This is a genomic window from Reyranella sp., assembly GCF_017305915.1.
Taxonomy (GTDB): Bacteria; Pseudomonadota; Alphaproteobacteria; order Reyranellales; family Reyranellaceae; genus Reyranella.
Map to the genome: position 1 here is coordinate 1 of NZ_JAFKJN010000030.1, position 23,389 is coordinate 23,389.

27 protein-coding genes are annotated in these 23,389 nt (G+C 66.4%); 10 read left to right on the forward strand and 17 right to left on the reverse strand.

Translation table 11 applies throughout. The features are described 5' to 3' along the window. Positions 1-147: 147 nt before the first annotated feature. Genes dmeF through J0J01_RS26085 form a run of 6 tightly spaced genes read right to left on the reverse strand, consistent with a single transcriptional unit; the run spans position 148 to position 5,437 of the window. Positions 148-1,101 (reverse strand): CDF family Co(II)/Ni(II) efflux transporter DmeF, encoded by a 954-nt coding sequence (gene dmeF / locus J0J01_RS26060; protein WP_296386097.1) that lies wholly within the window; start codon positions 1,099-1,101, stop codon positions 148-150. A gap of 12 nt (positions 1,102-1,113) precedes the next feature. Further along, on the reverse strand, positions 1,114-1,353 hold the full coding sequence (locus J0J01_RS26065; protein WP_296386099.1) for a DUF3297 family protein: 240 nt from the start codon (positions 1,351-1,353) through the stop codon (positions 1,114-1,116). Positions 1,354-1,384: 31 nt separating this feature from the next. Then, positions 1,385-2,377, reverse strand: a complete 993-nt coding sequence (locus J0J01_RS26070) for a hypothetical protein (protein WP_296386101.1) — start codon at positions 2,375-2,377, stop codon at positions 1,385-1,387. A gap of 1 nt (position 2,378) precedes the next feature. After that, entirely contained in the window at positions 2,379-3,083 is a 705-nt protein-coding gene (locus J0J01_RS26075; protein ID WP_296386104.1) for a superoxide dismutase, read from the reverse strand. Between the two features lie 15 nt (positions 3,084-3,098). Continuing rightward, positions 3,099-4,466, reverse strand: a complete 1,368-nt coding sequence (gene chrA, locus J0J01_RS26080; RefSeq protein ID WP_296386106.1) for a chromate efflux transporter — start codon at positions 4,464-4,466, stop codon at positions 3,099-3,101. Positions 4,467-4,468: 2 nt separating this feature from the next. Beyond that, positions 4,469-5,437 (reverse strand): chromate resistance protein ChrB domain-containing protein, encoded by a 969-nt coding sequence (locus tag J0J01_RS26085; protein ID WP_296386108.1) that lies wholly within the window; start codon positions 5,435-5,437, stop codon positions 4,469-4,471. A gap of 117 nt (positions 5,438-5,554) precedes the next feature. Between J0J01_RS26085 and J0J01_RS32780 the strand changes: the two genes are divergently transcribed. The 6 genes from J0J01_RS32780 to J0J01_RS26115 are packed head-to-tail and all read left to right on the forward strand — an operon-like array spanning position 5,555 to position 10,886. Then, positions 5,555-6,493, forward strand: coding sequence for a Fe-Mn family superoxide dismutase (locus tag J0J01_RS32780; protein ID WP_365738359.1), 939 nt, complete (start codon positions 5,555-5,557; stop codon positions 6,491-6,493). Continuing rightward, positions 6,490-6,945, forward strand: coding sequence for a chromate resistance protein ChrB domain-containing protein (locus tag J0J01_RS26095; RefSeq protein WP_296386110.1), 456 nt, complete (start codon positions 6,490-6,492; stop codon positions 6,943-6,945). The genes J0J01_RS32780 and J0J01_RS26095 overlap by 4 nt, the downstream gene beginning before the upstream one ends. 3 nt (positions 6,946-6,948) lie before the next feature. Beyond that, positions 6,949-8,322, forward strand: coding sequence for an MATE family efflux transporter (locus tag J0J01_RS26100; RefSeq protein WP_296386112.1), 1,374 nt, complete (start codon positions 6,949-6,951; stop codon positions 8,320-8,322). Positions 8,323-8,327: 5 nt separating this feature from the next. Continuing rightward, a complete protein-coding gene (locus J0J01_RS26105) occupies positions 8,328-9,254 on the forward strand; it encodes a hypothetical protein (protein WP_296386114.1) in 927 nt (308 codons plus the stop codon). Next, positions 9,254-10,222: an ornithine cyclodeaminase family protein gene (locus tag J0J01_RS26110; protein ID WP_296386116.1), complete on the forward strand. Its 969-nt coding sequence runs from the start codon at positions 9,254-9,256 to the stop codon at positions 10,220-10,222. Before J0J01_RS26105 ends, J0J01_RS26110 begins: the two co-directional genes overlap by 1 nt. A 13-nt stretch (positions 10,223-10,235) precedes the next feature. Next, on the forward strand, positions 10,236-10,886 hold the full coding sequence (locus J0J01_RS26115; protein ID WP_296386118.1) for a hypothetical protein: 651 nt from the start codon (positions 10,236-10,238) through the stop codon (positions 10,884-10,886). A 53-nt stretch (positions 10,887-10,939) separates the two neighbouring features. Here J0J01_RS26115 and J0J01_RS26120 read toward each other — a convergent pair whose 3' ends face one another. Further along, entirely contained in the window at positions 10,940-11,791 is an 852-nt protein-coding gene (locus tag J0J01_RS26120; RefSeq protein WP_296386120.1) for a pirin family protein, read from the reverse strand. A 30-nt stretch (positions 11,792-11,821) separates the two neighbouring features. Next, a complete protein-coding gene (locus J0J01_RS26125) occupies positions 11,822-12,118 on the reverse strand; it encodes a putative quinol monooxygenase (RefSeq protein WP_296386122.1) in 297 nt (98 codons plus the stop codon). Between the two features lie 169 nt (positions 12,119-12,287). Between J0J01_RS26125 and J0J01_RS26130 the strand changes: the two genes are divergently transcribed. Together J0J01_RS26130 and J0J01_RS26135 are read left to right on the forward strand one after the other, a co-directional pair. Further along, positions 12,288-13,727 carry an alginate export family protein gene (locus tag J0J01_RS26130; protein WP_296386124.1) on the forward strand — a complete coding sequence of 480 codons (1,440 nt, stop codon included), beginning with the start codon at positions 12,288-12,290 and terminating at the stop codon, positions 13,725-13,727. A 103-nt stretch (positions 13,728-13,830) separates the two neighbouring features. Next, positions 13,831-14,745 carry a LysR family transcriptional regulator gene (locus J0J01_RS26135; protein WP_296386126.1) on the forward strand — a complete coding sequence of 305 codons (915 nt, stop codon included), beginning with the start codon at positions 13,831-13,833 and terminating at the stop codon, positions 14,743-14,745. Positions 14,746-14,768: 23 nt separating this feature from the next. On the opposite strand, the gene J0J01_RS26140 is transcribed toward J0J01_RS26135, so the two are convergent. The 3 genes from J0J01_RS26140 to J0J01_RS26150 all read right to left on the reverse strand — a co-directional run bounded on the left by J0J01_RS26140 (position 14,769) and on the right by J0J01_RS26150 (position 17,335). Then, positions 14,769-15,446 (reverse strand): hydrolase, encoded by a 678-nt coding sequence (locus tag J0J01_RS26140; protein ID WP_296386128.1) that lies wholly within the window; start codon positions 15,444-15,446, stop codon positions 14,769-14,771. Positions 15,447-15,483: 37 nt separating this feature from the next. After that, the gene (locus J0J01_RS26145) at positions 15,484-16,128 is read right to left on the reverse strand and encodes a hydrolase (protein WP_296386368.1); all 645 of its coding nucleotides are present in this window, start codon (positions 16,126-16,128) and stop codon (positions 15,484-15,486) included. Between the two features lie 445 nt (positions 16,129-16,573). Then, the gene (locus J0J01_RS26150) at positions 16,574-17,335 is read right to left on the reverse strand and encodes an SDR family NAD(P)-dependent oxidoreductase (protein WP_296386130.1); all 762 of its coding nucleotides are present in this window, start codon (positions 17,333-17,335) and stop codon (positions 16,574-16,576) included. A 79-nt stretch (positions 17,336-17,414) separates the two neighbouring features. Here J0J01_RS26150 and J0J01_RS26155 point away from each other — a divergent pair, with 79 nt between their 5' ends. Then, a complete protein-coding gene (locus J0J01_RS26155; protein ID WP_296386132.1) occupies positions 17,415-17,747 on the forward strand; it encodes a YkvA family protein in 333 nt (110 codons plus the stop codon). Here J0J01_RS26155 and J0J01_RS26160 read toward each other — a convergent pair. From J0J01_RS26160 to J0J01_RS26185, 6 genes are read right to left on the reverse strand one after another with little or no spacing between them, the layout of a single operon-like run. Continuing rightward, complete coding sequence (locus J0J01_RS26160) at positions 17,719-18,654, reverse strand: DMT family transporter (protein ID WP_296386134.1); 936 nt, start codon at positions 18,652-18,654, stop codon at positions 17,719-17,721. The two genes, J0J01_RS26155 and J0J01_RS26160, sit on opposite strands and share 29 nt — an antisense overlap. After that, positions 18,654-20,189: an AMP-binding protein gene (locus J0J01_RS26165; protein ID WP_296386137.1), complete on the reverse strand. Its 1,536-nt coding sequence runs from the start codon at positions 20,187-20,189 to the stop codon at positions 18,654-18,656. Before J0J01_RS26165 ends, J0J01_RS26160 begins: the two co-directional genes overlap by 1 nt. 2 nt (positions 20,190-20,191) lie before the next feature. Further along, positions 20,192-20,605: a type II toxin-antitoxin system VapC family toxin gene (locus J0J01_RS26170; RefSeq protein ID WP_296386139.1), complete on the reverse strand. Its 414-nt coding sequence runs from the start codon at positions 20,603-20,605 to the stop codon at positions 20,192-20,194. Then, positions 20,605-20,862, reverse strand: coding sequence for a type II toxin-antitoxin system Phd/YefM family antitoxin (locus J0J01_RS26175; RefSeq protein WP_296386141.1), 258 nt, complete (start codon positions 20,860-20,862; stop codon positions 20,605-20,607). The genes J0J01_RS26170 and J0J01_RS26175 overlap by 1 nt, the downstream gene beginning before the upstream one ends. A gap of 41 nt (positions 20,863-20,903) precedes the next feature. Further along, positions 20,904-21,428, reverse strand: coding sequence for a GNAT family N-acetyltransferase (locus tag J0J01_RS26180; protein ID WP_296386143.1), 525 nt, complete (start codon positions 21,426-21,428; stop codon positions 20,904-20,906). 31 nt (positions 21,429-21,459) lie between these two features. Further along, on the reverse strand, positions 21,460-22,101 hold the full coding sequence (locus tag J0J01_RS26185; protein WP_296386145.1) for an outer-membrane lipoprotein carrier protein LolA: 642 nt from the start codon (positions 22,099-22,101) through the stop codon (positions 21,460-21,462). Positions 22,102-22,219: 118 nt separating this feature from the next. Here J0J01_RS26185 and J0J01_RS26190 point away from each other — a divergent pair, with 118 nt between their 5' ends. Then, positions 22,220-23,347, forward strand: a complete 1,128-nt coding sequence (locus tag J0J01_RS26190) for an LLM class flavin-dependent oxidoreductase (RefSeq protein WP_296386147.1) — start codon at positions 22,220-22,222, stop codon at positions 23,345-23,347. Positions 23,348-23,389 lie beyond the last annotated feature (42 nt).

Here is a 23,389-nt window from a genome sequence, read left to right on the forward strand (position 1 = left end):
CCGGAATGCGGCTCTCGGGGTCGATGTAGGAGAACAGACCGCCCTGATCCCGGAACTCACCGCGCATTGCCCATGCTCCACAGCAAAAACCACGCTATGGAATCATCAATCCTGAAAAACCGGAAGGTTCTTCAGCAAACTGCTAGATCAATGGGCGCCGTCGCAGCGGTGCACCTCGACCGTGAGATGGCTGAGAGCCGGGACGTCCGCCAGCCGCGCCTTGTAGGCGTCGACCGACTCGGGCTCGTCCGACACCAGCGAGACGATGGCACCGTGATGGCCGGGACCAAGCCGCCAGACATGCAGGTCGGCGATGCGGTCGTGGCCCAGCTCCAGCCGCTCGCGGATCGTCCGCTCGAGCGCTGAATTGGGCGCGGCGTCGAGCAGCACGGCGCCCGATCCGCGGATCAGGCCCCACGACCAATGGGCGATCACGGCGGCGCCAACGATGCCGATCGCCGGATCGAGCCAGGTCCAGCCGTAGGCCCAGGCGGCGAGCAGGCCCGCGATCGCCAGGATCGAGGTCAGCGCATCGGCCAGCACGTGCCAGTAGGCGGCGCGCAGATTGTGGTCCTGGTGATGATGATGGTCGTGGTCGTGGTCGTGATCGTGATCGTCGCCGTGATCGTGCTGATGATGGTGATGATCGTCCCACAGCAGGCGCGCGCTCAGCAGGTTCACCGCCAGGCCGACGACGGCGATCGCCGTCGCCTCGCCGTAGTGGATCGCCACCGGCTGGAACAGGCGCGTCACCGATTCGTAGCCGATGCCGAGCGACACCATGGCGAGCACGATGGCGCTGGCGAAACCCGCCAGATCGCCGAGCTTGCCGGTGCCGAAGGCGAAGCGCGGATCGCGCGCGTGGCGGCGGGCGTAGCGGTAGGCGCCGGCGGCGATCGCCAGCGCGCCGGCGTGGGTCGACATGTGCCAACCGTCGGCCAGCAGCGCCATCGAGCCGAAGATCATGCCGCCGGCGATCTCCGCCACCATCATGGCAGCGGTCAGCCCGACCACCATCCAGGTGCGGCGTTCGTTGCGATCGTGCGCCTCGCCCAGGAAGACGTGGTCGTGGCGCCAGTCGGAAAGGCTATGAGCGTGCATGGCCGCAGTCTCCTATTTCTGCAGATAGGGCTCGACCTTGCCCTTGAGCTTGATGGTCAGCGGGTTGCCCTTGCGGTCGACCGTCTTGCCGACGGCGACCCGGATCCAACCCTCGCTGATGCAGTACTCCTCGACGTTGGTCTTCTCCTCGCCGTCGAACTTGATGCCGACGCCTTTCTGGAGAAGGGCCTCGTCGTAGTGCGGGCTCTTGGGATTGGTGGACAGGCGGTCGGGAAGCGGTATGTCTGACATGGCCGCCTTCTAGCATCGGCGCCGGGCGCCGTCATGGTCCGGCGCGGAACACCCAGAGCGCCGCCGGCTCGCCCGATCCGGCACGCACCGCGACGTACAGGCGGCCGGTTGCCGGCACGAACAGCCCGGTGCGCGCACCGGCGGCCGTGCGAATGCGCGCAGCATGCGCATAGCCATCATTCGTGCGGTCGAAGATGTCGACCGAGCCCGCGCCGCAGACGACATAGACGCGCTTGCGTGCGGCATCGACGAAGACGTCGTCGGCGTCGCCGCACGTCTCCGCACCCGTCATCAGCTTGCCGTCCGCGGTCGTGAAGACCAGCAGCCGCGCCGGGCTTCGCGCCACCGCGATCAGGCGATGGGCCTCGCCGTCGATGGCCATCGGGAAATTGGACCGCGCCCCGCCGAGATCGAGGCTCCCCGTCTGCCGCTGCGCCTCGACATCGACCACGGCGACCCCGCGCGCGTCCGGCACGTTGGCGAAGATCCGGCCGCCCTGCTCATCTAGCTGGAAGCTCTCAGGATGGCCCTTGAGCGGCACCTCGCCGATCTTGCGTCGGCTCGCCGGATCGATGAAGGCAAGCGCGCCCTTGCCGTAGCCGACGACGATCCGATCACGCCGGGAGTCGAACCGGATGTTGTCGGCGTCGTCGCCCAGCGTGATCTGGCCGGCGAAGGCGAAGTCCGGCGCCTGGAACAGCCGAACCGTGCCGTCGCCGGCATTGGCGACATAGAGCGTCCCGGTCGGCGCGTGCCAGCCGACACCCTGCGGTTCGCTGAGGCCCGTGAGCCGGTGTGCGACCTTGCCGGCCGCGAGGTCGACGATGCCGACGCTGTCGTTGCCGAGCTCGGCCACGAACAGACGCTGGCGTTCGACGTCGACCGCCAGGTGGTCGATGCGTCCTCTCACCGGGCCGAGCGGGATCTTCGCCTCGAGGGTCAGCGGCGCCGGCTGAGCCATCGCAGCCGGCGTGCCGAGCGACGCCGCGGCAAGGACGGCGAGCGCGGCGAGGCCCGGCCGCATCTCAGGTCTGCTTGCTGTAGGTCTCGAAGCGGCTCGCGATCGTGTCCCAGCGGATGCCCTGCATGAAGGCATCGACATAGGCCGCCGCCTTGGCGCCGTAGTCCATGGCATAGGCGTGCTCGTACATGTCGAGCGCCAGGATCGGCCGGCCGCTCGCGAGGGTCATGGTGTGATCGGCCGCCCAGGTGTTGACCAACCGCTTGTCGCGCGGCGACCAGGTGAGCAGCACCCAGCCGGAGCCGCCGCCCAGCGCCTTGCCGGTGGCGACGAACTCCGCCTTCCAGCGCGCCACGCTGCCGAAATCCTTGGCCATCTGCTCGGCCAACGCCCCCTTGGGGTCACCCTCGCCGCCCAGGCAGTCGAAGTAGAGCTCGTGGATGATCATCGAATTGGCGGCGATCAGCTCCTCGCGCTTCAACCCGTTGACGACGAACACCGGCGCTGTTGCGAAGTCGAGCCCGGCGAGCTGGGCATCGATCGCGTTCAGCCGCTTCACGGCGCCCGAGTAGTTGTTCTCCCAATGACTCTGCAACAGCTTCTCCGACAGGCCCTTCACCTTGGCAGGGTCGAACGGCAGCTTCCTGATCTCGAATTGAGGCTTGGGCGCACTGGCCTGCTGCTGTGCCAGCGCATCGGTGGCCGTGGCGGCAAGCGTGACACCCGCGGCAAGAGCGATGAAGTCCCGGCGGTTCTGTTCGGCAGTCATGACGACCTCCTTCGGCTAAATACCCCCCGCAATCAGGAAATAGGCGACGCCCACGAGCGAGCAGACGAGCAGCACCGGCACCATGCCGGCCTTGAAGCGGAACACCGCGACGGCCGCGGCCGCTGCAAGGATCATCGACGGCAGGTTGGCCGAGGCCAGCACGGGCACCTCAAGATGGGCGCCGAACCACTGGAGCGGACGCAGGTCGGCGAACAGCACGTGCAGGGCGAACCACACCGCAAGGTTCAGGATCACGCCGACCACCGCCGCCGTCACCGCGCCCAGCGCCGCGGCGAGCGCCTTGTTGGCCCGCAGCGCCTCGACGAACGGCGCGCCGAAGAAGATCCAGAGGAAGCAGGGCGTGAAGGTCACCCAGGTGGTGAGCAGACCGCCCAGCGTGCCGGCCAGCACCGGATTGAGCGAACCGGGCGAGCGCCAGGCGCCGAGGAAGCCGACGAACTGCGTCACCATGATCAGCGGCCCGGGCGTGGTCTCGGCCATGCCGAGGCCGTCGAGCATCTCGCCCGGCTTGACCCAGTGATAGTGATCGACCGCCTGCTGGGCGACGTAGGCCAGCACGGCATAGGCGCCGCCGAAGGTGACGACGGCCATCTGGCTGAAGAACAGCGCGATCTGGGTGAAGACGTTGTCCGTGCCCAGCATCGCCCAGATCAGCGCCACCGGCACCAGCCACAATGCCAGGAACAGTCCGCTGATGCCGAGCGACCAGCGCAGGTTGGGCCGCGCATGCGGCGGCGTCTCCTCACCCAGCAGCGATTCGGCGTCGGCCACCTGCTTGTCGCCGACCTTGCCGTGGCCGCCGGCGGCGAGGAACGGCTTCCAGCCGAGCCGGCCGCCCAGCCATCCGAGCAGCGCCGCCGCGACGATGATCAGCGGGAACGGCGCATCGTAGAAGAAGATCGCGACGAACGCCGCGGCGGCGAGGCCGCGCATGACGTTGTTCTTGAGCGCACGTTTGCCGACCCGCAGCACGGCCTCGATCACGATCACCAGCACGGCGGCCTTCAGCCCGAAGAACAGGCCCTGGACTACTGTGATCTTGCCCAGCAGCACGTAGATCCAGCTGAGCGCCATGATCGCGATCAGACCCGGCAGTACAAACAAGATGCCGGCGACCAGCCCGCCCTTGGTCTTGTGCATCAGCCAGCCGATATAGACCGCGAGCTGCTGCGCCTCGGGGCCGGGCAGCAGCGTGCAGTAGTTCAGCGCCTGCAGGAAGCGATGCTCGCCGATCCACTTCTTCTCCTCGACGACGATGCGATGCATCACCGCGATCTGGCCGGCCGGGCCGCCGAAGGAGAGCGCGGCCACCCGCGCCCACACCTTCATCGCCTCGCTGAACGGGACGCCGTGGTCGTTCATCGTCAAGCCTTTCCACCGAACGAGCTGTAGAGGTCGTCGAGCAGCGCCGAGCCGCGCGCCAGTCGCCGCTCGTCGTCATTGCTCGAAGCGGCGATGCCGTTGATCAAGGTGCGCACGCCCGCCACCTCCTCGCGGCCGTACTTGCCGTCCTTGAGGTCGATGTCGTGGATCACCTCGCCGATCGCCCTGAGCGCCGGCTCGTCGAGGCCGGCGTGGTCCAGCAGCACCTCGAAAGTGCAGCGGTCGCCGATATGGGTGAACTCGCCCTCGAACATGTCGAAGCGCAGCTCGCCCGGCTGCGGGCCGTAGCCGGTGCCGGGCACGAACTTGAAGCGGGCGCCGGGATCGATGAAGCGGCGGATCAGCCACGCCGAGGCGATGCGATCGACCTGCACGCCCTGGCGCGTCACCCACAGCCGGTCGCGCAACGGACCGGGCGGCGGCGCAGGCTTCTTGCTGTCGGCCATGGTGTCCTCCTGCTTGAGCGCCGCCTCGAGGCCCGACACCAGCCCCTCGGCAGCGGCGCGCCCCTCGGCGCCGAAGAAGTCGATGGCGACCACCTGGTCGAGCTGCTTGCGCAGCTTCGCGGTCTGGCTGGCGATGTCGGCCAAGGGGCCGTCCGGCGTGTCGGCCGACAGCCGGGCGCCGAGCTCGCGCACCTCGCCGGCGATGCGGCCGTAATCCTCGTCGCGCGCGCCGTCGAACAGCGCACGCAGCTCGCTATCGTTCAGGCCTTCGATGAAGTTGGCTTCGCAGACGATCGCCTCGCCCTCGCTCTCGACGATCTCCTTGGCGAGCCAGGCGAAGTCCTCGCGCGTGTCGGCGTTGGCCGGCAGCGCATAGACCGCGTTCTTCACCGTCACGGCGCCCAGCGCCTGCAGCCGCCGCCAGATCTTGACCCGCACATAGGCGGGCTTGGCGGGGAGCTGGTGGATCAGGAGCAGCCAGGGCGGACCGGCATCGATTGCCATAAGTTCACCTGTATCACACCACAAATAGTAAATGCAACGGGCGTATCATTTTTCTCTTGCGAGGCGTGAGAAACGGCGTATCTTGATGATGAAACGCTTGTATCAAAGGAAAGAAACATGCGATTCCACGCTCGTCCGATCTCGTTCAAACCGGTGCGCCTGAACGGCCTGTCAGCCCGGCTGATGGCCAGCCACTACGAGAACAATTACGGCGGCGCGGTTCGCCGCCTGAACGCGATCACCGACGAGCTCGCGGCCAGCGACCCGGCGGCCCTGCCCGGCTTCCGCCTCAACGGCTTGAAGCGCGAGGAGCTGATCGCCACCAACTCGATGCTGCTGCACGAGGTCTACTTCGGCAGCCTCGGCGAAGGCGGTGGCGATCCGTCCGGCGCCCTCGGCGAGGCGATCGCCCGCGACTTCGGCTCGATCGCCCGCTGGCGCGCCGAGTTCGTCGCCATGGGCAAGGCGCTGGGCGGCGGCTCGGGCTGGGTCGTGCTGACCCGCTCGCCGCGCGACGGGAAGCTGGCCAACGTCTGGTCGGCCGACCACACCCACGCGCTCGCCGGCGGCACGCCGCTGCTGGCGCTCGACATGTACGAGCACAGCTATCACATCGACTTCGGCAGCAACGCCGCGGCCTACGTCGACGCCTTCATGGCGAACATCGACTGGTCGAAGATCGCCGGCCGCTTCGCCGGCGAAAGCGCAGCACCTGCCCCGCACACGGTCGACGCGCCGACGGCCAAGGCGATGCTCGACGCCGATCCCGACCTGCTGGTGATCGACGCGCGGCTCGCCGACGACGCGAGGACCGTCCCGGTCCGGCTGCGCGGCGCCCGCCGCGCGCCGCCCGACAAGGTCGCGGAGGTCGCGGCATCGCTGCCCAAGGGCCGGAAGGCGCTGGTGTACTGCGCCTGGGGCTTCGAGATCGGCGGCAATTGTGCCGCGCGCCTGCGCGAGCACGGCGTCGACGCCATCGGCATCGTCGGCGGCATCGGCACCTGGCGCGCCAATGATCTTCCCACCGAACCGCTCAGCGAAGGAGACAAGCCATGAAGTGGGTCACCCGCGAACGTCCCAAGATCGACCGCATCGCCTGCCCCTGGCTCATCACGCGCTTCATCGACAAGGCACCGGAGTTCCTCTACGTGCCGCCGGCCGAGGTGCTGAAGACCGCCGAGACGACCGGCGCGATCCCCTACGACATCCCCGGCGTGAAGTTCAGCCATGTCGGCGAGAAGTGCTCGTTCGACGCCTTCCTCGCCGAGTACAGGCTCGACGCGCCGGGCCTCGACAAGCTGGCCGACATCGTGCGCGGCGCCGACACCTCGCGGCTCGACCTGACGCCGCAGAGCCATGGCCTGTTCGCGATCTCGCTGGGCCTCAGCCACGTCTACGCCGACGACCACGAGATGCTGAAGCACGGCATGGTGATGTACGACGCGCTCTATGCGTGGTGCCGCCATCTCGTCGGCGAGACGCACGCCTGGCCGCCCAAGATGGACTGAACGATGACCGACACCACCGCCACGAAGCCGGCCGCGGCGGCGCGGACGCGCAGGCTGCTCGAAGGGCCGATCGTCCCGACCCTGCTGCAGATCGCGGCGCCCAACCTGGTGGTCAACGTCGTCCTGATCTCGGTCACCACCAGCGTCGATGCGCATTTCGTCGGCCGCCTCGGCCTCGATGCCCTGGCCGGGTTGGCGCTGGTGTTTCCGCTGATGATGCTGATGCAGCAGATGGCCAACATGGCGATGGGCGGCGCGATCGCCGCCTCGATCGCCCGCGCCCTCGGCGCCGGCCGGCGCGAGGATGCCTCTGCGCTCGCCGTCCATGCGCTGGTCGTCGCCGCTGCCGCGGGCGCGCTGTTCAGCGCGGTGTTCCTGCTGGGCGGCAGCGCCCTCTACGAGCTGCTGGGCGGCCGCGCCGCGGTGCTGGCGGCGGCGCTGGAATACTCCAACGTGATCTTCGCCGGCGCCATCGTCTATTGGCTGCTCGGCGCGCTGACCAGCATCGTGCGCGGCACCGGCCAGGCCGCGGTCCTGGCCTATGTCTATGTCGGCGCGGAGCTCCTGCACATCGCGCTGGTGCCGGCGCTGATGTTCGGCTGGGGACCGCTGCCGGCGCTCGGCATCGCCGGCGCCGGCCTTGCCACGCTGCTTTCGCTGATCGTCGGCTGCACCGCTCTCTCCGCCTACATCGTCACGGGGCGAACGGCGCTCGCGCCGACCCTCGCATCCTGGCGCCTCGAGCGCCGCCTGTTCGGAGAGATCCTGCGGGTCGGCGTGCCGATGTCGCTGATGCCGGTGCTCAACAACGCAGCACTCGCCACCCTCACCGCTTATGCCGGCCTGCTCGGCGTCAGCTCGCTCGCCGCCTTCGGCGCGGCGGTGCGGCTGGAGTATCTGCTCTATCCGCTGAACTTCGGCCTCGGCGCGGCGGTGCTGGCCATGGTCGGCACCAACATCGGCGCCCGCCGGTTCGCGCGAGCCGCGCGCATCGCCTGGACGGCGGTCGGCCTGTCGGCCTGCGTGATGGCGATCGTCGGGGCTTTCGCGATCGTCTCGCCGGACGCCTGGACGAGCTTCTTCACCGACGATCCGGCAATTCGCGTCGCGGCCGCTGCTTACCTGGCGGTCGTCGGCTTCGCCTACCCTTTCGTCGCCTGCAACACGCTGATGTCGGCCTTCCAGGCGACGCGCCAGCCGCAATGGCCGCTGCTGTCGATGGCCTGCCGGCTGCTGGTCGTCGTGATCGGTGGATGGATCGCCGTCGAGGTCCTGCAGGCCGGCCTGGTCGGGCTCGGCATCGCCACCGCGCTCGGCCTCGCTGCCTGGGGCATCGTGCAGTCGATCGCGTTCCGCTTCTACGCAAACCTGCGGTGAGTGCCATGACGTTGCATCTTCTGGGCCATGTGACCTTGCCCGAGCATCGCAAGACCGGCGGCTTCGACCACGCCGCCGTGCATGCCGGCACCGGCCATGTCTACGTCGCCCATACGGCGAACGACGCGGTCGACGTGTTCGACCCGGTCGCGCGCCGGCACCTCTTCTCGGTGCCGGACCTTCCCGCGGTGGCCGGCGCGCTGGTCAGTGACGAGAGCCAGCTCGTCTTCACGTCAAATCGCGGCGAGAACACGATCGGCGTGTTCGCGCCCGGCCCCGACCCGAAAGTGACCAGGATCGCCGTCGGCATGCGGCCGAACGGCCTCGCCTATGACGCCAGGCGCCGGCTGGTGCTGGCCGCCAATGTCGGCGATCCGGCGGTGCCGCATTCCTACACGCTGTCGATGGTCGATCTCGACGCGCGAGCGATGCGCGCGTCGATCGAGGTGCCCGGCCGCACCCGCTGGGCGGTGTTCGACGCCGAGGCTGAATGCTTCTACGTCAACATCATGCAGCCGTCGCAGATCATCGTGGTCGATGCCCGCACGCCCGACCGGATCGCTCGCACGATCCCCATCCCGGCCGACGGCGCGCACGGCCTCGACTTCGATCCGGCAACGCGCCGCCTGTTCTGCGCCTGCGATGCCGGCGTGCTGATCACGCTGAATGCCGATTCGGGCAAGGTCCTGAACGACGGCAAGCTGAGCGGCGTGCCCGACGTCGTCTGGTTCAACCCGAAGCGCCGGCAGCTCTACGTCGCGGTCGGCGACCCGGGCGCGGTCGACGTGTTCGACACGACGACGATGAAGAGCCTCGGGTCGGTCGCCACCGAGAAGGGCGCCCACACCACGGCATTCCCGCCTTCGGGCGACTCGCTGATCGCCTTCCTGCCGGCGAGCCACCGCGCCGCGCTATACCGCGTGGAGGCGTGATGCTTCTCCTTTCGCGGGCCGACGTTGCCCGCCTGATGGACTTTCCCGCCTATGTCGACGCGGTCGAGGCAGGCTTCCGGGCCGCTGCCTGCGGCAAGGCACTGGCCCCGCCGGCGACGGGCTTCGCCGTGCCGGGCGGTTCCTATCACGCCAAGGGTGCCGTGCTGCTGGGCGACACCGTCGCCATCAAGATCAACGCCAACTTCCCCGGCAATCCGGCGAGCAACGGCCTGCCGACGGTGCAGGGTGTGATCTATCTCTCCGACGCGCGCAATGGCCGGCCGCTGGCGCTCATGGACTCGATCGAGATCACCATCAATCGCACCGGCGCCGCGACGACGCTGGCGGCGCGGCATCTGGCGCGACCGGACTGCCGAGTCGCGATGATATGCGGCGCCGGCGTGCAGGGGCGCATCCAGCTCCGCGCGATCGCCGCCGCCGTCACGCTCGAGCGCGTACATGTCTGGGACCGGGACGGCGACCGGGCCGAGCGCTACGCGCGCGAGATGTCCGATGCCATGGGCCTCGATGTCCGGCCGGCGCGCGATCTCGCCATCGCGCGCGACGCCGGGATCATCGTCACCTGCACCTCTGCCCGGACGGCCTTTCTGACGCCGGCGCTGGTCAGCCCCGGCACTTTTGTCGCCGCAGTCGGGGCCGACAATCGCGACAAGCACGAGATCGCTGCCGACCTCTATGCCGCCTGCCGCGTCACCGTCGATTCGCTCGAGCAGGCGGCCGAGATCGGCGACCTGCACCACGCCTTGGCCTGCGGCGCCGTCAGCCGCGAGCACGTGCACGCCACGCTGGCCGAGCTGGTCAGCCGTACCAAGGCCGGCCGTGCATCGGCAGCCGACGTGACGCTCTTCGACAGTACCGGCATCGGGTTGCAGGACGTGGCGGCAGCCACTGCCGTCTACCGCCGCGCCCTCGCTGCCGGCGCCGGTCAACGCTTTTCCCTCGCCTGAAGGAGACCCGGCCATGACCATCCAGTCATCGAGACGCGCCGTGATCGGCGGCGCAGCAGTCCTGTTCGCCGCCCCCGGCCTGCACGCCCAAGGCGGCGGCCGTACGACCCGCTTCGATTTCGAATCGCCGATCGCCTTCCAGCCGATGCTGACCGGCAGGGGCGGCCCGGTCGCCTGGAGCGTGATCGACGATCCGAGCGCGCCCACCGGCCCGAAGGTGCTGGCGCAGACCAGCACGGACAAGACCGACTACCGCTTCCCGCTCGCGGTGTTCGACCAGCCGGTGCTGCGCGATCTAGATGTCGCGGCGCGCTTCAAGCCGGTGTCGGGCGAGGTCGACCGCGCCGCCGGCATCGCCGTGCGCCTGATCGACCGCGACAACTATTACGTCGTGCGCGCCAACGCGCTGGAAGACAACGTGCGCCTCTACCGGGTGGTCAAGGGCGACCGCCAGCAGTTCGCCGGCGCCAACGTCAAGGTGCCGAGCGGCGTCTGGCAGGAGCTGCGCCTGGTGGTGCGCGGCAACCGTTTCGAGGTGTTCTTCGAGGGCAAGAGCCTCTACGCCGCGACCGACGCCACCTTCGCGGGCGCCGGCCGGGTGGCGCTGTGGACCAAGGCCGACAGCGTCACCTGGTTCGATGATCTGAGGATTGGAGCACTTTAGGCGGTCGCCCCGAAACCGCCCGCTGCCGTAGCCGGAGCCATTGTCCAGCTTCTTTAGAAGCGGCCATTGTTGAAGTCGTCGATGGCCTGCCGGATCTCAGCCTGCGTATTCATCACGAAGGGCCCCTGTCCCACGACGGGTTCGCCGATTGGCTCGCCCGTCAGCACCAGCACCGCAGCCGCTCCCTCGGCCTGCACTACGGCGCCGCTGCCGTCACGATCGAGCAACACCATTTCGGCTTCGTTGGCTGCCGCCTCGTTGTTCACGATGATGCGGCCCGAAAGAACGACAAGAGCCGCGGTGTGCCCCGCCGGCAGGTCGAGCGAGATCGGCGTGCCCTTCTCAAGGCGCATGTCCCAGACATTGATCGGCGTAAAGGTTTTCGCCGGCCCCTTCGTACCGGCGAAGGCGCCGGCGATCACTCGGACCTTCCCTGCGTCGTCCGGCAGCTCGACCGCGGGAATGTCAGCATCGACGATCGCCTGATACCCGGGCGCGCTCATCTTGTCCCTAGCCGGCAGATTCACCCAGAGCTGGATCATACGGAATGGCCCGCCGCTCCGGGTAAACGCTGGGGAGTGGAACTCCTCGTGGAGAATGCCGCCGGCGGCGGTCATCCATTGCACGTCTCCACGACCGATGACGCCGCCATGGCCGGTCGAGTCGCGGTGTGCCACCTCGCCATCGTAAACGATCGTCACCGTCTCGAAGCCCCGGTGCGGATGCCGACCCACGCCGCGCGGCCGGGTGGCGGGGTCGAAGTTAACAGGTCCGGCGAAGTCGAGCAGCAGGAAAGGGTCGAGCTCGGAGCTCATGGTGTCGTAGCTGAATAGAGTTCGCACTGGAAAGCCGTCGCCGACCCAGTGCTGACGTCGATTGGCGTAAGTTCCGACTACCTTCTTCATCCTGCCCTCCGAAATGATGGCCCCGATCGCTCAGGCGATACGATCGAGCTTGTGAAAGACTTCGAGCTTCTCCACCGCACTGATGCCGTGCGACTGGAATCGGAGAATGTGGGCGCTTTTCGTGTGGTGCCTTTCCTGAGCGGCCGAACTCGCCCAGTGTTCGACAAACACGAACCGTCGAGGGTCGTCTTGATCGACGAACAGTTCGTACCGCAGATTGCCTTCGTCCTTGCGCGACGGTTCGACGACCGCCATGAGGTCGCTGCGCAGTTTGCCCTCTTCGCCGCTCTTGGCGTACAGCACAGCGAGCACAAACAAGTCACTCATTCGCCGCCTTCCGCATGCGGGCCTGGTTCGCCGTCAATGTAGGCGCGGCGACGTTCGATTTCCGAGAACAGCATGTTCTCGCGATCGCGATTGCCGCGTTCTCGCCTCGGGCTTCCACTGCCTTTCTGGTGTGTCCCGCCTGAAGGGGCATGGAGCTTTGGGGGCCGGGTTGCCCAATCCCGCAAGCGGCGTGGCCAACCACCGTCGACGGCATGTCGGCTCGACACTGTCGCTGAGCCTCGGCGTGGCAATGGTCGTGACGGCCGCTTCAACGGCCATCGCTCAGGATGCAGGTCCTCCTGGATACAAGCTTTTCCGGTATGACGAAGACTATCGGTACCTGGCCAAGGGCGCGGAGAATGGCGACTTCTGGGATGCGATCAAATACGTCCCCATCGGCAGGGACACGCCGGTCTACCTGAGCTTGGGTGGCGAGTTGCGGGAACGAGTCGAGTACTATTCTCCCTTCAGCTTCGGGCTTGGCCGAGCCCCAGCCGATGCCTATGTGCTGCATCGGCTCCTGCTCCATGGCGATCTTCACGCGAGCGAATATTTCAGGGCCTTCCTGCAGTTCGGCAGCTATTTCGCGATCAGCAAGAACAATCCCGCAGCACCATACGAAGATCGCCTCGACCTGCAGCAAGCCTTCGTCGACTTTCGGCTGCCGCTCGCGCTGCCCGGCGATCCGATGCCGACCATTCGCTTTGGGCGACAGGAGATCGCCCTCGGGTCGCAGCGCATCGTTGCTATTCGAGATGCCCCGAACGTGCACAGGAACTTCGACGGCTTCCGCTTGATTGCCTCCATGGGAAACATCCGCATCGATGGCCTTGCCGTGCATCCGGTCTTCCAGAATGTCGGAGTATTCGACAACCCGTCGGCCTGGGACCAGGGACTGTGGGGCCTATACGGCACCGTTCTGCTCGGATCTCGCGTCGGCCTGGATGTCTATTATCTCGGCTTCGACAATCGCCGGGCCGCCTTTGCCGGCTCCGCTGGCCAAGAGACCCGGCATTCCATCGGCGCGCGGTTTTCCGGCGGCTTTTCGGGGTTCGATTGGGACTGGGAGGCGCTGTGGCAATTCGGCACGTTCGCCGGACGGCAGATCCGCGCGTGGACGGCATCGTCCAACTCCGGCTACACCTTCGCCGACGTTCCCTGGACGCCACGCATCGGCCTCAAGGCGGACATAGCAAGCGGCGACGAGACGCCGGGCGGCAGCACTGTCGGCACATTCAACGCCCTGTTCCCTAAACTGGCCTACTTCAACCAAGCGGCCCTTCTTGCACCAGCCAATGTCGTCGACATCCACCCGTCGGTCACAGTAAAGCCCCGCAAGGACCTCGCCATAACCGTCGGCTGGGACTTTCTGTGGCGGCAAACCACGCAGGATGCGGTGTATGTCGCACCGTTTACGGCAGTGCCCGGAACTGCCGGCCGTGGCTCCGCCTTCATCGGTCACCAGATCGCCCTCGAGGTCACCTGGCAGCTGGATCGCCACATAACGTTGGAGGCGAGCTATGTCCACTTCACCGTTGGTGACGCCTTGCGTGCAGCCGGAGCCAGCGACGTCGACTTCGCGATGTTCGCAGCCACTTACAAATTCTAGCGTCGCGGGTGCCGGCGGCTCATCCGTCGGCGGTCTGCGGTTGAAAGGTGCGCCGCTGTTCCGTGTCTCTTTTGTTCGCTATTATCGACCGATGAGATTCCGCATGGACGATCTTCTGGCATTTCTGCATGTCGTTGAAACGTCCAGCGTCAGCGCGGCAGCGGAACGACTCAAAGTCTCGAAGTCCGTCATTAGCAAGCGAATCTCCGACCTCGAGGCCGAACTCGGCGTCCAGCTCTTTCACCGCTCGGGCCATCGGGTTTCGCCGACCGAGAATGCGTCCGCATACTCTCAACGGCTATGCCAGATCATGAATGATCTGGACCAGGCCTCCGAGCTGGTATCGAAGGACCGCGAGGCGATCGCGGGCGAGGTCAAGATCGCCTGCCCGATGTCACTTGGCAGGCTCTGTCTGGCACCGAACCTGATCATCTTGGCGGAGAGGTACCCGCAGCTCACCGTAACTTTGCTGCTCGACGATCGCATCTACGATCACAAGCTCAGCGAGGGTTACGACATCACCGTTCGCATGGGCGTTCCGAAGTCCGATTCGCTCGTCGTGCGCAAGCTTGCGATCAGCAGCCGCGCGGTCTGTTGCAGTCCAGGCTATGCGGAACGCTTCGGAGTGCCGAAAACGATCGATGATCTCGCCAAACACTCATGCCTTACCTATGCCAATGTACTGCCATCCAAGGTATGGCAATTCGCGTCGACTGCGCGACACGGAAAGCCGAGGTCGATATCGGTGCGAAGCCGGCTAGTCGCAAATAGCCCCGAAATACTATGCGACGGCGCGATCGCTGGCCTCGGACTGGCCGTGTTGCCCACGTTCGTTGCGGCGCCCGCATTGAATGACGGACGCCTCATCGATGCCATGCCGAATGCGCACCCGACATCCGACGTCATTTGCGCCATTCGCCCGCCCACTGGCCGCCTGTCGACGCGGTCACGGGTCGTCATCGACCATTTGGTTGGTGTGTTCCATGCCAAGTCGGACTGGCAATCCGGTCGGCGATAAGGAGCCCGCAGGGCCTGGACCTCCTATGCGCGTTCGGAATCGAGCTTCTCGTGCTTCGTCGCTACTTCTTGCGCCTTGGCGTAGCTCTCGATCAACAGCGCATAGGGCGGGAAGATCTTGGCATAGACCTCCGCCCACTGCTGGGCGTCGGAGCGATGCCAGCTCTTCTGAAGCTCAGACGCGACCGCGGCGGTATCCATGGGAACAACACCCGCCTGCACGACGCGAGCCAGTGTGATTTCCTGCGCCATCTTGGAATAGGTGCCCGAGGCATCGACGACGGCAAAGACCTTGTACCCTTCATGCACTGCGGCGATTGCCGGGAAGGCCATGCACACGCTGGTAATGGTGCCGGCCACGATGAGGGTCTTGCGGCCGGTTGCCTTGACGGCAGCCACGAAATCGGGGTTATCCCAGGCGTTGATCTCGCCCTTGCGCGCCACATACTTGGCGTGGGGTGCGTTCTGATGAATCTCCGGAATCAGCGGACCATTCGGGCCCTGCGGCACGGACGCCGTGGTGACTACTGGAATCTTGCAAAGCGTGGCCATCTTGGCCAGGGCGGCGGCGTGATTGCGCAACGCCGGCATCGGCATGTCGCCGATCGTCTGGAACAAGCCACTTTGGTGGTCGATCAGCAGCATCACCGAATCATCGGCATCGATGACCGGTCGTTGGCCGTTGAAGTTGGCAGCGCTCATAGTGATGCCTCCGTGATGCGATGGATGATCGAGGCGGTCAGTCGGCGGCTCTGTCGTAGCCAAATTGGATGCCCGCCGTCCCGCCGGTCTCGATGAAGAGAGTCATGAACGCCGGCACAGTTTGCTTACGCGCCCAGTCGCGCTGCAGCTCGCAGAACAACTGCGGCACGCTGATCATCTTGCCCCCGGCTTGCTCGATGCGCCGCAGTGCCGCGCTGTGCGCTTCGATGGACGTGCCCCCGACCGCGTCGACTGGAACATAGACCTCATAGCCCTCGGCGAGCATGTCGAGGGAGGGGAAGGTAAGGCACGCCTCGGTCCAGAGAGCCGTCATGATCACCTTCTTGCGCTTCGTCTGCTCGACGGCCTGGCGGAATTCGACGTCTTCCCACGCATTGATCGAAGTGCGGTCGTAGGTCGGACACTGGCCGAGCACCTCCCTGATTTGCGGGAGGGGCGGCTTGTTCAAGCCTGTCTTCACGTTGACTGTCGAATGGATGATCGGAAGGCCATACGCCACGGCAGCCTTGGACGCGCCAACGATATTGTTGATCAGGAGCTGGCGGTCCATCGATGCGATCGAGTTCACCTGAACCGGCTGATAGTCGATAATGACGAAGGCGGCGTTCTGCGGTGTCAGCAGGTGGTCCTTTGCAGGATCACGGATCGGTTCGCTCGCCATGACGTCCTCCCCTTCCGATGTGTCGGGAGTGTAGCGCCGAGCATTCGCCACCGAAGCCTGATTGGTCAGAACCTTGTGTTCTGAAAGTTCGAACACGCCGCGATCTTGTGCGCGGCCAGCCAATGGACAGGACCGACTACCGCTTCCCGCTCGCGATGTTCGACCAGCCGGTACTGCGCGATCTCGACGTCGCGGTGCGCTTCAAAATGCGGCAGTCGGACCCTCCCTGCGGGCGGGAGGGTGTTTTCGCGGGAAGAACCGCTGGGAAGCCCCGTGCCGTCGGCATCGAAGGCTTCCCACGCAAAGCCCTCGCTCTCTTATCCTAGAGCATATTCCGTTCGGCTGGAATCAGCCGAACGGAATATGCCTGCTGCAACAACAACGCCCGTGCGCGCATTTCCGGGCAGATGGAACCGCGAGCGGTTCCATCTGCCCGGAAATCGCTCTAGCGCGGCGCCATGCGGATGGCGCCGTCGAGACGGATGGTCTCGCCGTTCAGCATGTGGTTCTCGACGATGCTCATGGCGAGCTGGGCGTACTCCTTGGGGTCGCCCAGCCGCGGCGGGAACGGCACCTGCGCGCCCAGGCTCTTCTGCGCCTCGGTCGACAAACCCATCATCATCGGCGTCAGGAACAGGCCGGGTGCGATGGTGCAGACGCGGATGCCGAGGCTGGAGAGGTCGCGGGCGATCGGCAGGGTCATGCCGACCACGCCGCCCTTCGACGCCGAGTAGGCGGCCTGGCCGATCTGGCCGTCGAACGCCGCCACCGAGGCGGTGTTGACGATCACGCCGCGCTCGCCGTCGTCCATCGGCTCGGCCTGGCTCATCGCCCACGAGGCGACGCGGATCACGTTGAAGGTGCCGATCAGGTTGACCTGGATCACCTGGGCGAACATGCCGAGATCGTGCGGCCCGTTCTTGGAGATGGTGCGGGCGGCGCGGCCGATGCCGGCGCAGTTCACCACCACGCGCGGGGCGCCGAGCTTCTCGACCACCGTCTTGACCGAGGCCTCGACGTTGGGCCCGTCGGCGACGTTGGTCTTGACGTAGAGGCCGCCCAGCTCCTTGGCCTTCGCGCTCCCGAGCTCGTCCTGCACGTCGAAGACCGCGACCTTGGCCCCGGCCGCGGCTAGCGCCGACGCGGTGGCTCCGCCCAGGCCCGATGCGCCGCCGGTGACGATGACGGCCTGACCCTTGACGTTCATTCGATCCTCCTTGGTTGCGCCGCTTTTAGCACGCGGCGCCCTCTTGCCAAGCGGCCGCCCGGCGCACATTTCTTGCCGCATGAGCGACGAGCAGATCGTCCGGGACGGCTTCTGGGCCAAGGCCCGCCAGACCCTAGGCCGCATTCCCTTCAGCGCGGACGCGGTGGCGGCGTTCTATTGCGCCACCGACAACGCCACGCCGCTCGCGGTACGTGCGACTTTGTTTGGCGCGCTCGCCTATTTCGTGCTGCCGTTCGACGTGGTGCCCGATTTCCTGGTCGGCATCGGCTACACCGACGACGCTGCGGTGCTGCTGGCCGCCTTCACCGCCTGCAAGACCTACATCACCGACGACCACCGCGCGAAGGCGCGGGACTGGCTGTTCAAGGCGCAGGCTTCGCCGCTGGCGTAGCGATCAACGCCGCCCGCTTGCGCTCCCTGGCGAGTTGGGCCTCGCGCTGGGCGATATAGAGCGCCGAGGCGATAACGATGGCCGCGCCGACATAGGTCCAGACCTCGGGCATCTGGCCGAACACCAGCCAGCCCATGAAGACCGCGAACGGCAGGCGCAGGTATTCGAACGGCGCCACCGCCGACATCTCGCCGGCCTTGAAGGCCTGCACCCAGAAATACTGGCCGACCGTCGCCGAGGCCGACACGCCGACCGCCAGCGTCCAGCCCCAGGCGTCGGGCCAGCGCCACACCCAGAGCGCCGGCAGCGCCAGCAGCAACGTCGACCAGATCGCGAATTGCGTGAGGATCATCAGCGGGGTCTCGGAGTCCGACAGCCGCTTCACCAGCAGGATCGACAGCGCGACCGTCGCCGCGTTGGCGAGCGCCACCAGCGCGCCGGGCTGCAAGGTCCCCGCGCCCGGACGCACCATGACCAGCACGCCGATGAAGCCGACGATGGTCGCGCTCCAGCGCCGCCAGCGCACTTTCTCGCCCACGATCAGCGCGGCGACGCAGACCGAGAACAGCGGCTGCGAGAAGCCGAGCGCCGTGGCGTCAGCGAGCGGCAGCATCGACACCGCGTAGAAGCCCAGCACCATCGAGGCGGTGCCCATCACCGTGCGCCAGAAGTGACCGACCTTGCGCGTCGAATGCCACGGCTTGACCTTGCCGCTCGCAATCAGCGGCAGCAGCAGCACGACCGAGAAGAAGGCGCGGAAGAACGCGGTCTGCACGCTCTCGACCTGGTCGGACAGCAGCCGGATCATCACGCCGTTGCAGGTGAAGATGAATCCGCCCGAGACCAGCCACAACGCGCCCTGCATGTTGGGCGGCAGGCGCCGCAGCTGGGCAACCGCCAGCCGCACTAGATCTTCCGCTCGCGGCCGGCCCAGTAGGTCGCGCGCAGATCCTTCTTCAGCACCTTGCCGACCGGGCTGCGCGGCAGGGTCGCCATGAAGTCGACCGACTTCGGCGCCTTGACGCCGCCCAGCTTGTCCTTGGCGAGCGCGATCAGCTCGTCGGCGGTCGCCGCGGTGCCGGGCTTGAGTTCGACCACTGCCTTGACCGCCTCGCCCCACTTCTCGTCGGGCACGCCGATCACGGCGCAGTCCTGCACCGCGGGATGGCTCCACAGCACCTGCTCGACCTCGCTGGGGAAGACGTTGAAGCCGCCGGAGATGATCATGTCCTTCTTGCGATCGACGATATAGACGAAGCCGTCCTCGTCGATAACGCCGATGTCGCCGGTATGGTGCCAGCCGAAGGCCGAGGCCTCGGCAGTCGCCTGTGGATTCTTGTAGTAGCCGGCCATCACCAGGCCGCCGCGCAGCACGATCTCGCCGCGCTCGCCGCGCGGCAGGATGCGGCCGTCGTCGCCCATCACCTCGAGCCGCATCAGCGGCGAGATCCGGCCGCAGCTCGCCAGCCGGTGGCGCTTGTTGGTCTCGAGCGCCGCGACATGGTCCTCGCGCGAGAACACGGTGGCGATCATGCAGGCCTCGGCCTGGCCGTAGGTCTGGGTCAGCACGGGGCCAAACACCTCGATCGCCTCGACGAGCTTGTCGACCGACATCGGCGCCGACGCGTAGACCAGCCGGCGCAGCGAGCCGTAGTCGTATTTACCGATGTCGGGATGGGCCAGCAGGATGTAGATCAAGGTCGGCGGCATGTAGATGTGCGTGACCTTGTGCTTCTCGATCGCGGCCAAAATCGCGCCGGGATCGGACGTGCCCATGAAGATATTGGTGCCGCCGTAGGGCAGCAGCGGGAAGGAGCAGACGCCCGCCGCGTGGGTCATCGGCGCCACCATCAGATGCACCGGCGGCGCCTCGATCGGCATGGTCGCCCAGAAGATCGAGTTCATGGTCTCGATCACGCGATGGGTGATCTGCACGCCCTTGGGCCGGCCGGTGGTGCCGCCCGAGCTGATCAGGATCGCGACCTCGTCCGTCGCATCGCCGAGGTCGGGCGCGGTGTCGCCCTGGCTGGCGAGCCAGGCCTCGAACTCGGGCGCATCGATGCACAGGAAGGTCCTGATCTTGGGGCAGCCCTCTTTGAGGCGCGGCAGGTAGTGGGCGAAGCTCGAATGGTAGAACAGGAACGACACGTCGGTGTTTGCGAGGATGTAGAGGTTCTCCTCGATCGCATTACGCGCATTGACCGGCGCCCAGATCAGCCCGGCGCGCTGGATGCCGAGCAGCGCCGCATAGGCCATCGCATGGTTGGGGCTGTAGACCGCGACCTTGTCGCCGCGTTTCAGGCCCGCGGCCAGCAGCCCGTTGGCGACCTTGTGCGTCGTGCCGCGCACGTCGGCATAGGTCCAGCCGCGCGTGCCGTCGTGCAGGCAGTCGCGCTGCGGGAAGAGATCGGCGCCGCGGTCGAAATAGTCGATCAGGCGCATGGTCAGGGTCGAGCCGTAAACGGATTGAAAGTCTGCACATCGAACAGTTGGAAGTCACGGACATTGCGGGTGACGATGATCAATCCGTGAACGAGCGCTGTCGCTGCAATGCGCGCGTCGTCGGCAAGCGTATCAGACTTGTGATGCATCAGCTTTGCCCACGTCCGCCAGACGGCAGCGTCCATGGGCAGGATCTCGTACGTCCTCGCCACTTCGTCGGCCCACCGTTCGAGCTCAGCGGCGCGACCCGGGTCCTGATCGCGCGTCAGCTCGATACCCGCCTGTATCTCGCCCAGCGAGAAGGCCGACAGGCTCAACAGCCGGTGATCCGTAGCTCGAAGCCACGCCGTCACCGCGCCGTGCGGACGACGGCGCCTGAGTTCCGATACGACGTTTGTGTCGAGAAGAAAGCTCATCAATCGAAAGGCAGCATCGGCCGACGCGGGTGCCGACCACGAGCGGGGAGCTTCAAGTCTCCGCGCGCCTCGTCAGTCAGCAGCAGATCTTTCAAGGTCTTTACCGGCGCACCTGTCAGGCGGCGCCAGTCGTCGATCGGGACTAGGATAGCCGCTTCACTTCCGCGCTTGGTCACGAGCTGAGGTCCCTGGCGCAGGCACGCCTCGAGCATCTCGCTGAATCGGGCCTTGGCATCTTGCACCGCCCATGACTTCATCGTCACCTCCTGACTAGTCACCTGACTAGTCTAGAACCTTTTTAGGACCTGTGCAATGCGTCTGATCCCAGCGGACGTTGCATCAGCACGCTGTCGAGCCAGCGGCCGAACTTGAAGCCGATATTCTCGAGCGTGCCGACCATGCGGAAGCCGCAGGAGGCATGGAGCCGGATCGACGGCGTCGAGCTTGAATCGCCGATCACCGCCACCATCTGCTTCTTGCCCAGCGCCGTGCACTGCTCGATCAGCACCGGCAGCAGGGCGCGGCCGACGCCCTGCCCGACCGCGTCCTTGTCGATGTAGATCGAATCCTCGACCGAGAACTTGTAGGCCGGCCGCGGCCGCCAGTTCCCCGCATAGGCGTAGCCCAGGACCCGGCCGTCGAGCTCGGCGACGAGATGCGGCAGGCCGAGATCGAGCACCCCGGCGCGGCGCTTCTTCATCTCGGCGAGATCGGGCGGATCGAGCTCGAACGATGCCGTGCCGTGCAGCACGTGATGGCTGTAGATCTCGGCGCAGCGCGCCACATCGGCCTCGGTCGAGGCCCTCACGACAAGTCCGCTCATGGGAGCGGACTATAGCGGCAAATCCAGCCGGTCAGTTGCGGTTGCCGCCACCACCCAAAATCTTTCCGGCGTCGGGGCCGTCATATTTGAACAGGGAGCTGGCGAGCTGCATGCCGGTCTGCAGATTGGTCAGGGTGACGTCGACCTTGTTGCCGCGGTTGTCGATGATGCTCCAGCCGCGCAGCTGCGTCGGATTTTCCGACACGCGGATGATGAACTTGCCCTCCTGCGGCTTGCGGGTCTGCACCAGGGTCAGGGCGCGCAGACCGTCCGGAGTGCGCTGGCTCGATTCAACGGTGATGTCGCCCGAGAGCTGCAGCGGCTCCTTGACCAGGAATGAGGCGGCCGTCCAGCCGATCGGCCACTGGCCGAAATCGCGGTTGGCCGGGTCCCACATCGTGACCTGGGTGCCGTCGGCGACGACCTTGAGCTGCGACGGGGCGTCGTACTCGAAGCGCATGCGGCCGGGGCGGCTGATGTAGAGCGTGCCCTGCACGACGCTGCCGTTGGGATTGTTCTGCACGAACCGCGCCTGCGCCGTCCGGATCGAATTGATGTAGCGCTCGACCTCCTGGACGCCCGCCTGGGCTTGCCCCTGACCTTGGGCCTGGGCCCCGGCGGCGGCGAAAGCGAGGGCGAGAACGGTGGCGAAGGCGGCAAGGAGCGTGCGCATGGCCCGGCATATGACGCCCGATTGCGGCTGTTTCAAGTAAGCGGCGCCTCTTCCCAACGATGTGAACGGCCGTTTACCATGCGACAAACAGCGCGAGGAACCGTCCATGCATGTCGGAATGGCGACCGTCTTCCAGAACACCGGCCGCATCGTCTCGGACCGCCAGATCTATCTCAACGAATTGGCGCTGGCCGACATGGCCGAGCCGCTGGGTTTCGAATCGATCTGGTCGGTCGAGCACCATTTTACCGACTACACGATGTGCCCCGACGTGGTGCAGTTCCTGTCGTACATGGCCGGCCGGACGCGGAACCTGAAGCTGGGCTCGATGGTCGTCGTCCTGCCCTGGCACGACCCGATGCGGGTCGCCGAGCAGATCTCCATGCTCGACCAGCTTTCGGGCGGCCGCATGATCCTCGGGCTGGGCCGCGGCGCAGGCAAGGTCGAGTTCGACGGCTTCCGCCTCGACATGGGCGACAGCCGCGAGCTGTTCGTCGAATACGGCGAGGCGCTGCTCAAGGGCCTCGAGAGCGGCGTGATGGAGTATGCCGGCAAGCACTACAGGCAGCCGGCCACGGCGATCCGCCCGGCGCCGTTCAAGAGCTTCCGCGGCCGTACCTATGCCGCCGCGGTGAGCCCCGAGAGCGCGCGCATCATGGCCAAGCTCGGGGTCGGCCTGCTGATCATCCCGCAGAAGCCGTGGCGCGAGGTCGAGAAAGAACTGCGCGAGTACAACACGCTTTATCGCGAGATCAACGGCACCAATGCGCCGCAGCCGATCTCGGCCGGCTGGGTGTTCGTCGACGAGAGCGAGGAGCGCGCCCGCGACATGGCGATGCGCTACATCGGCGGCTATTACCGGACCGTGCTCGACCACTACCAGTTCGCCGGCGCCCACATGAAGAACCAGCGCGGCTACGAGTACTATGCCAAAATGAACGAGAAGCTTGCAGTCTACGGCGACCAGAAGGCGATCGAGTTCTTCGCCGACCTGCAGGTCTACGGCACGCCCGAGCAGGTCCACGGCAAGATCCTGGAGATCCACCGGCAGACCGGCAATTCGGGCTTCGTCGGCGTGTTCTCCTATGCCGGCATGCCGCACGAGGAGGCGGCGCGCAACGTGCGGCTGTTCGCCCGCACGGTGATGCCGGAACTGCAAAAATTCGATGCCGGGGCGCCGATCGATCGCGCCACGCCGTTACCCGATCATCGGTTTGGACACCGTTTCGCTATCGCGGCGGAGTAGCGGATCGCGCTATAGGTCCCCGAAAGGGAGGCCGGCCTCGCA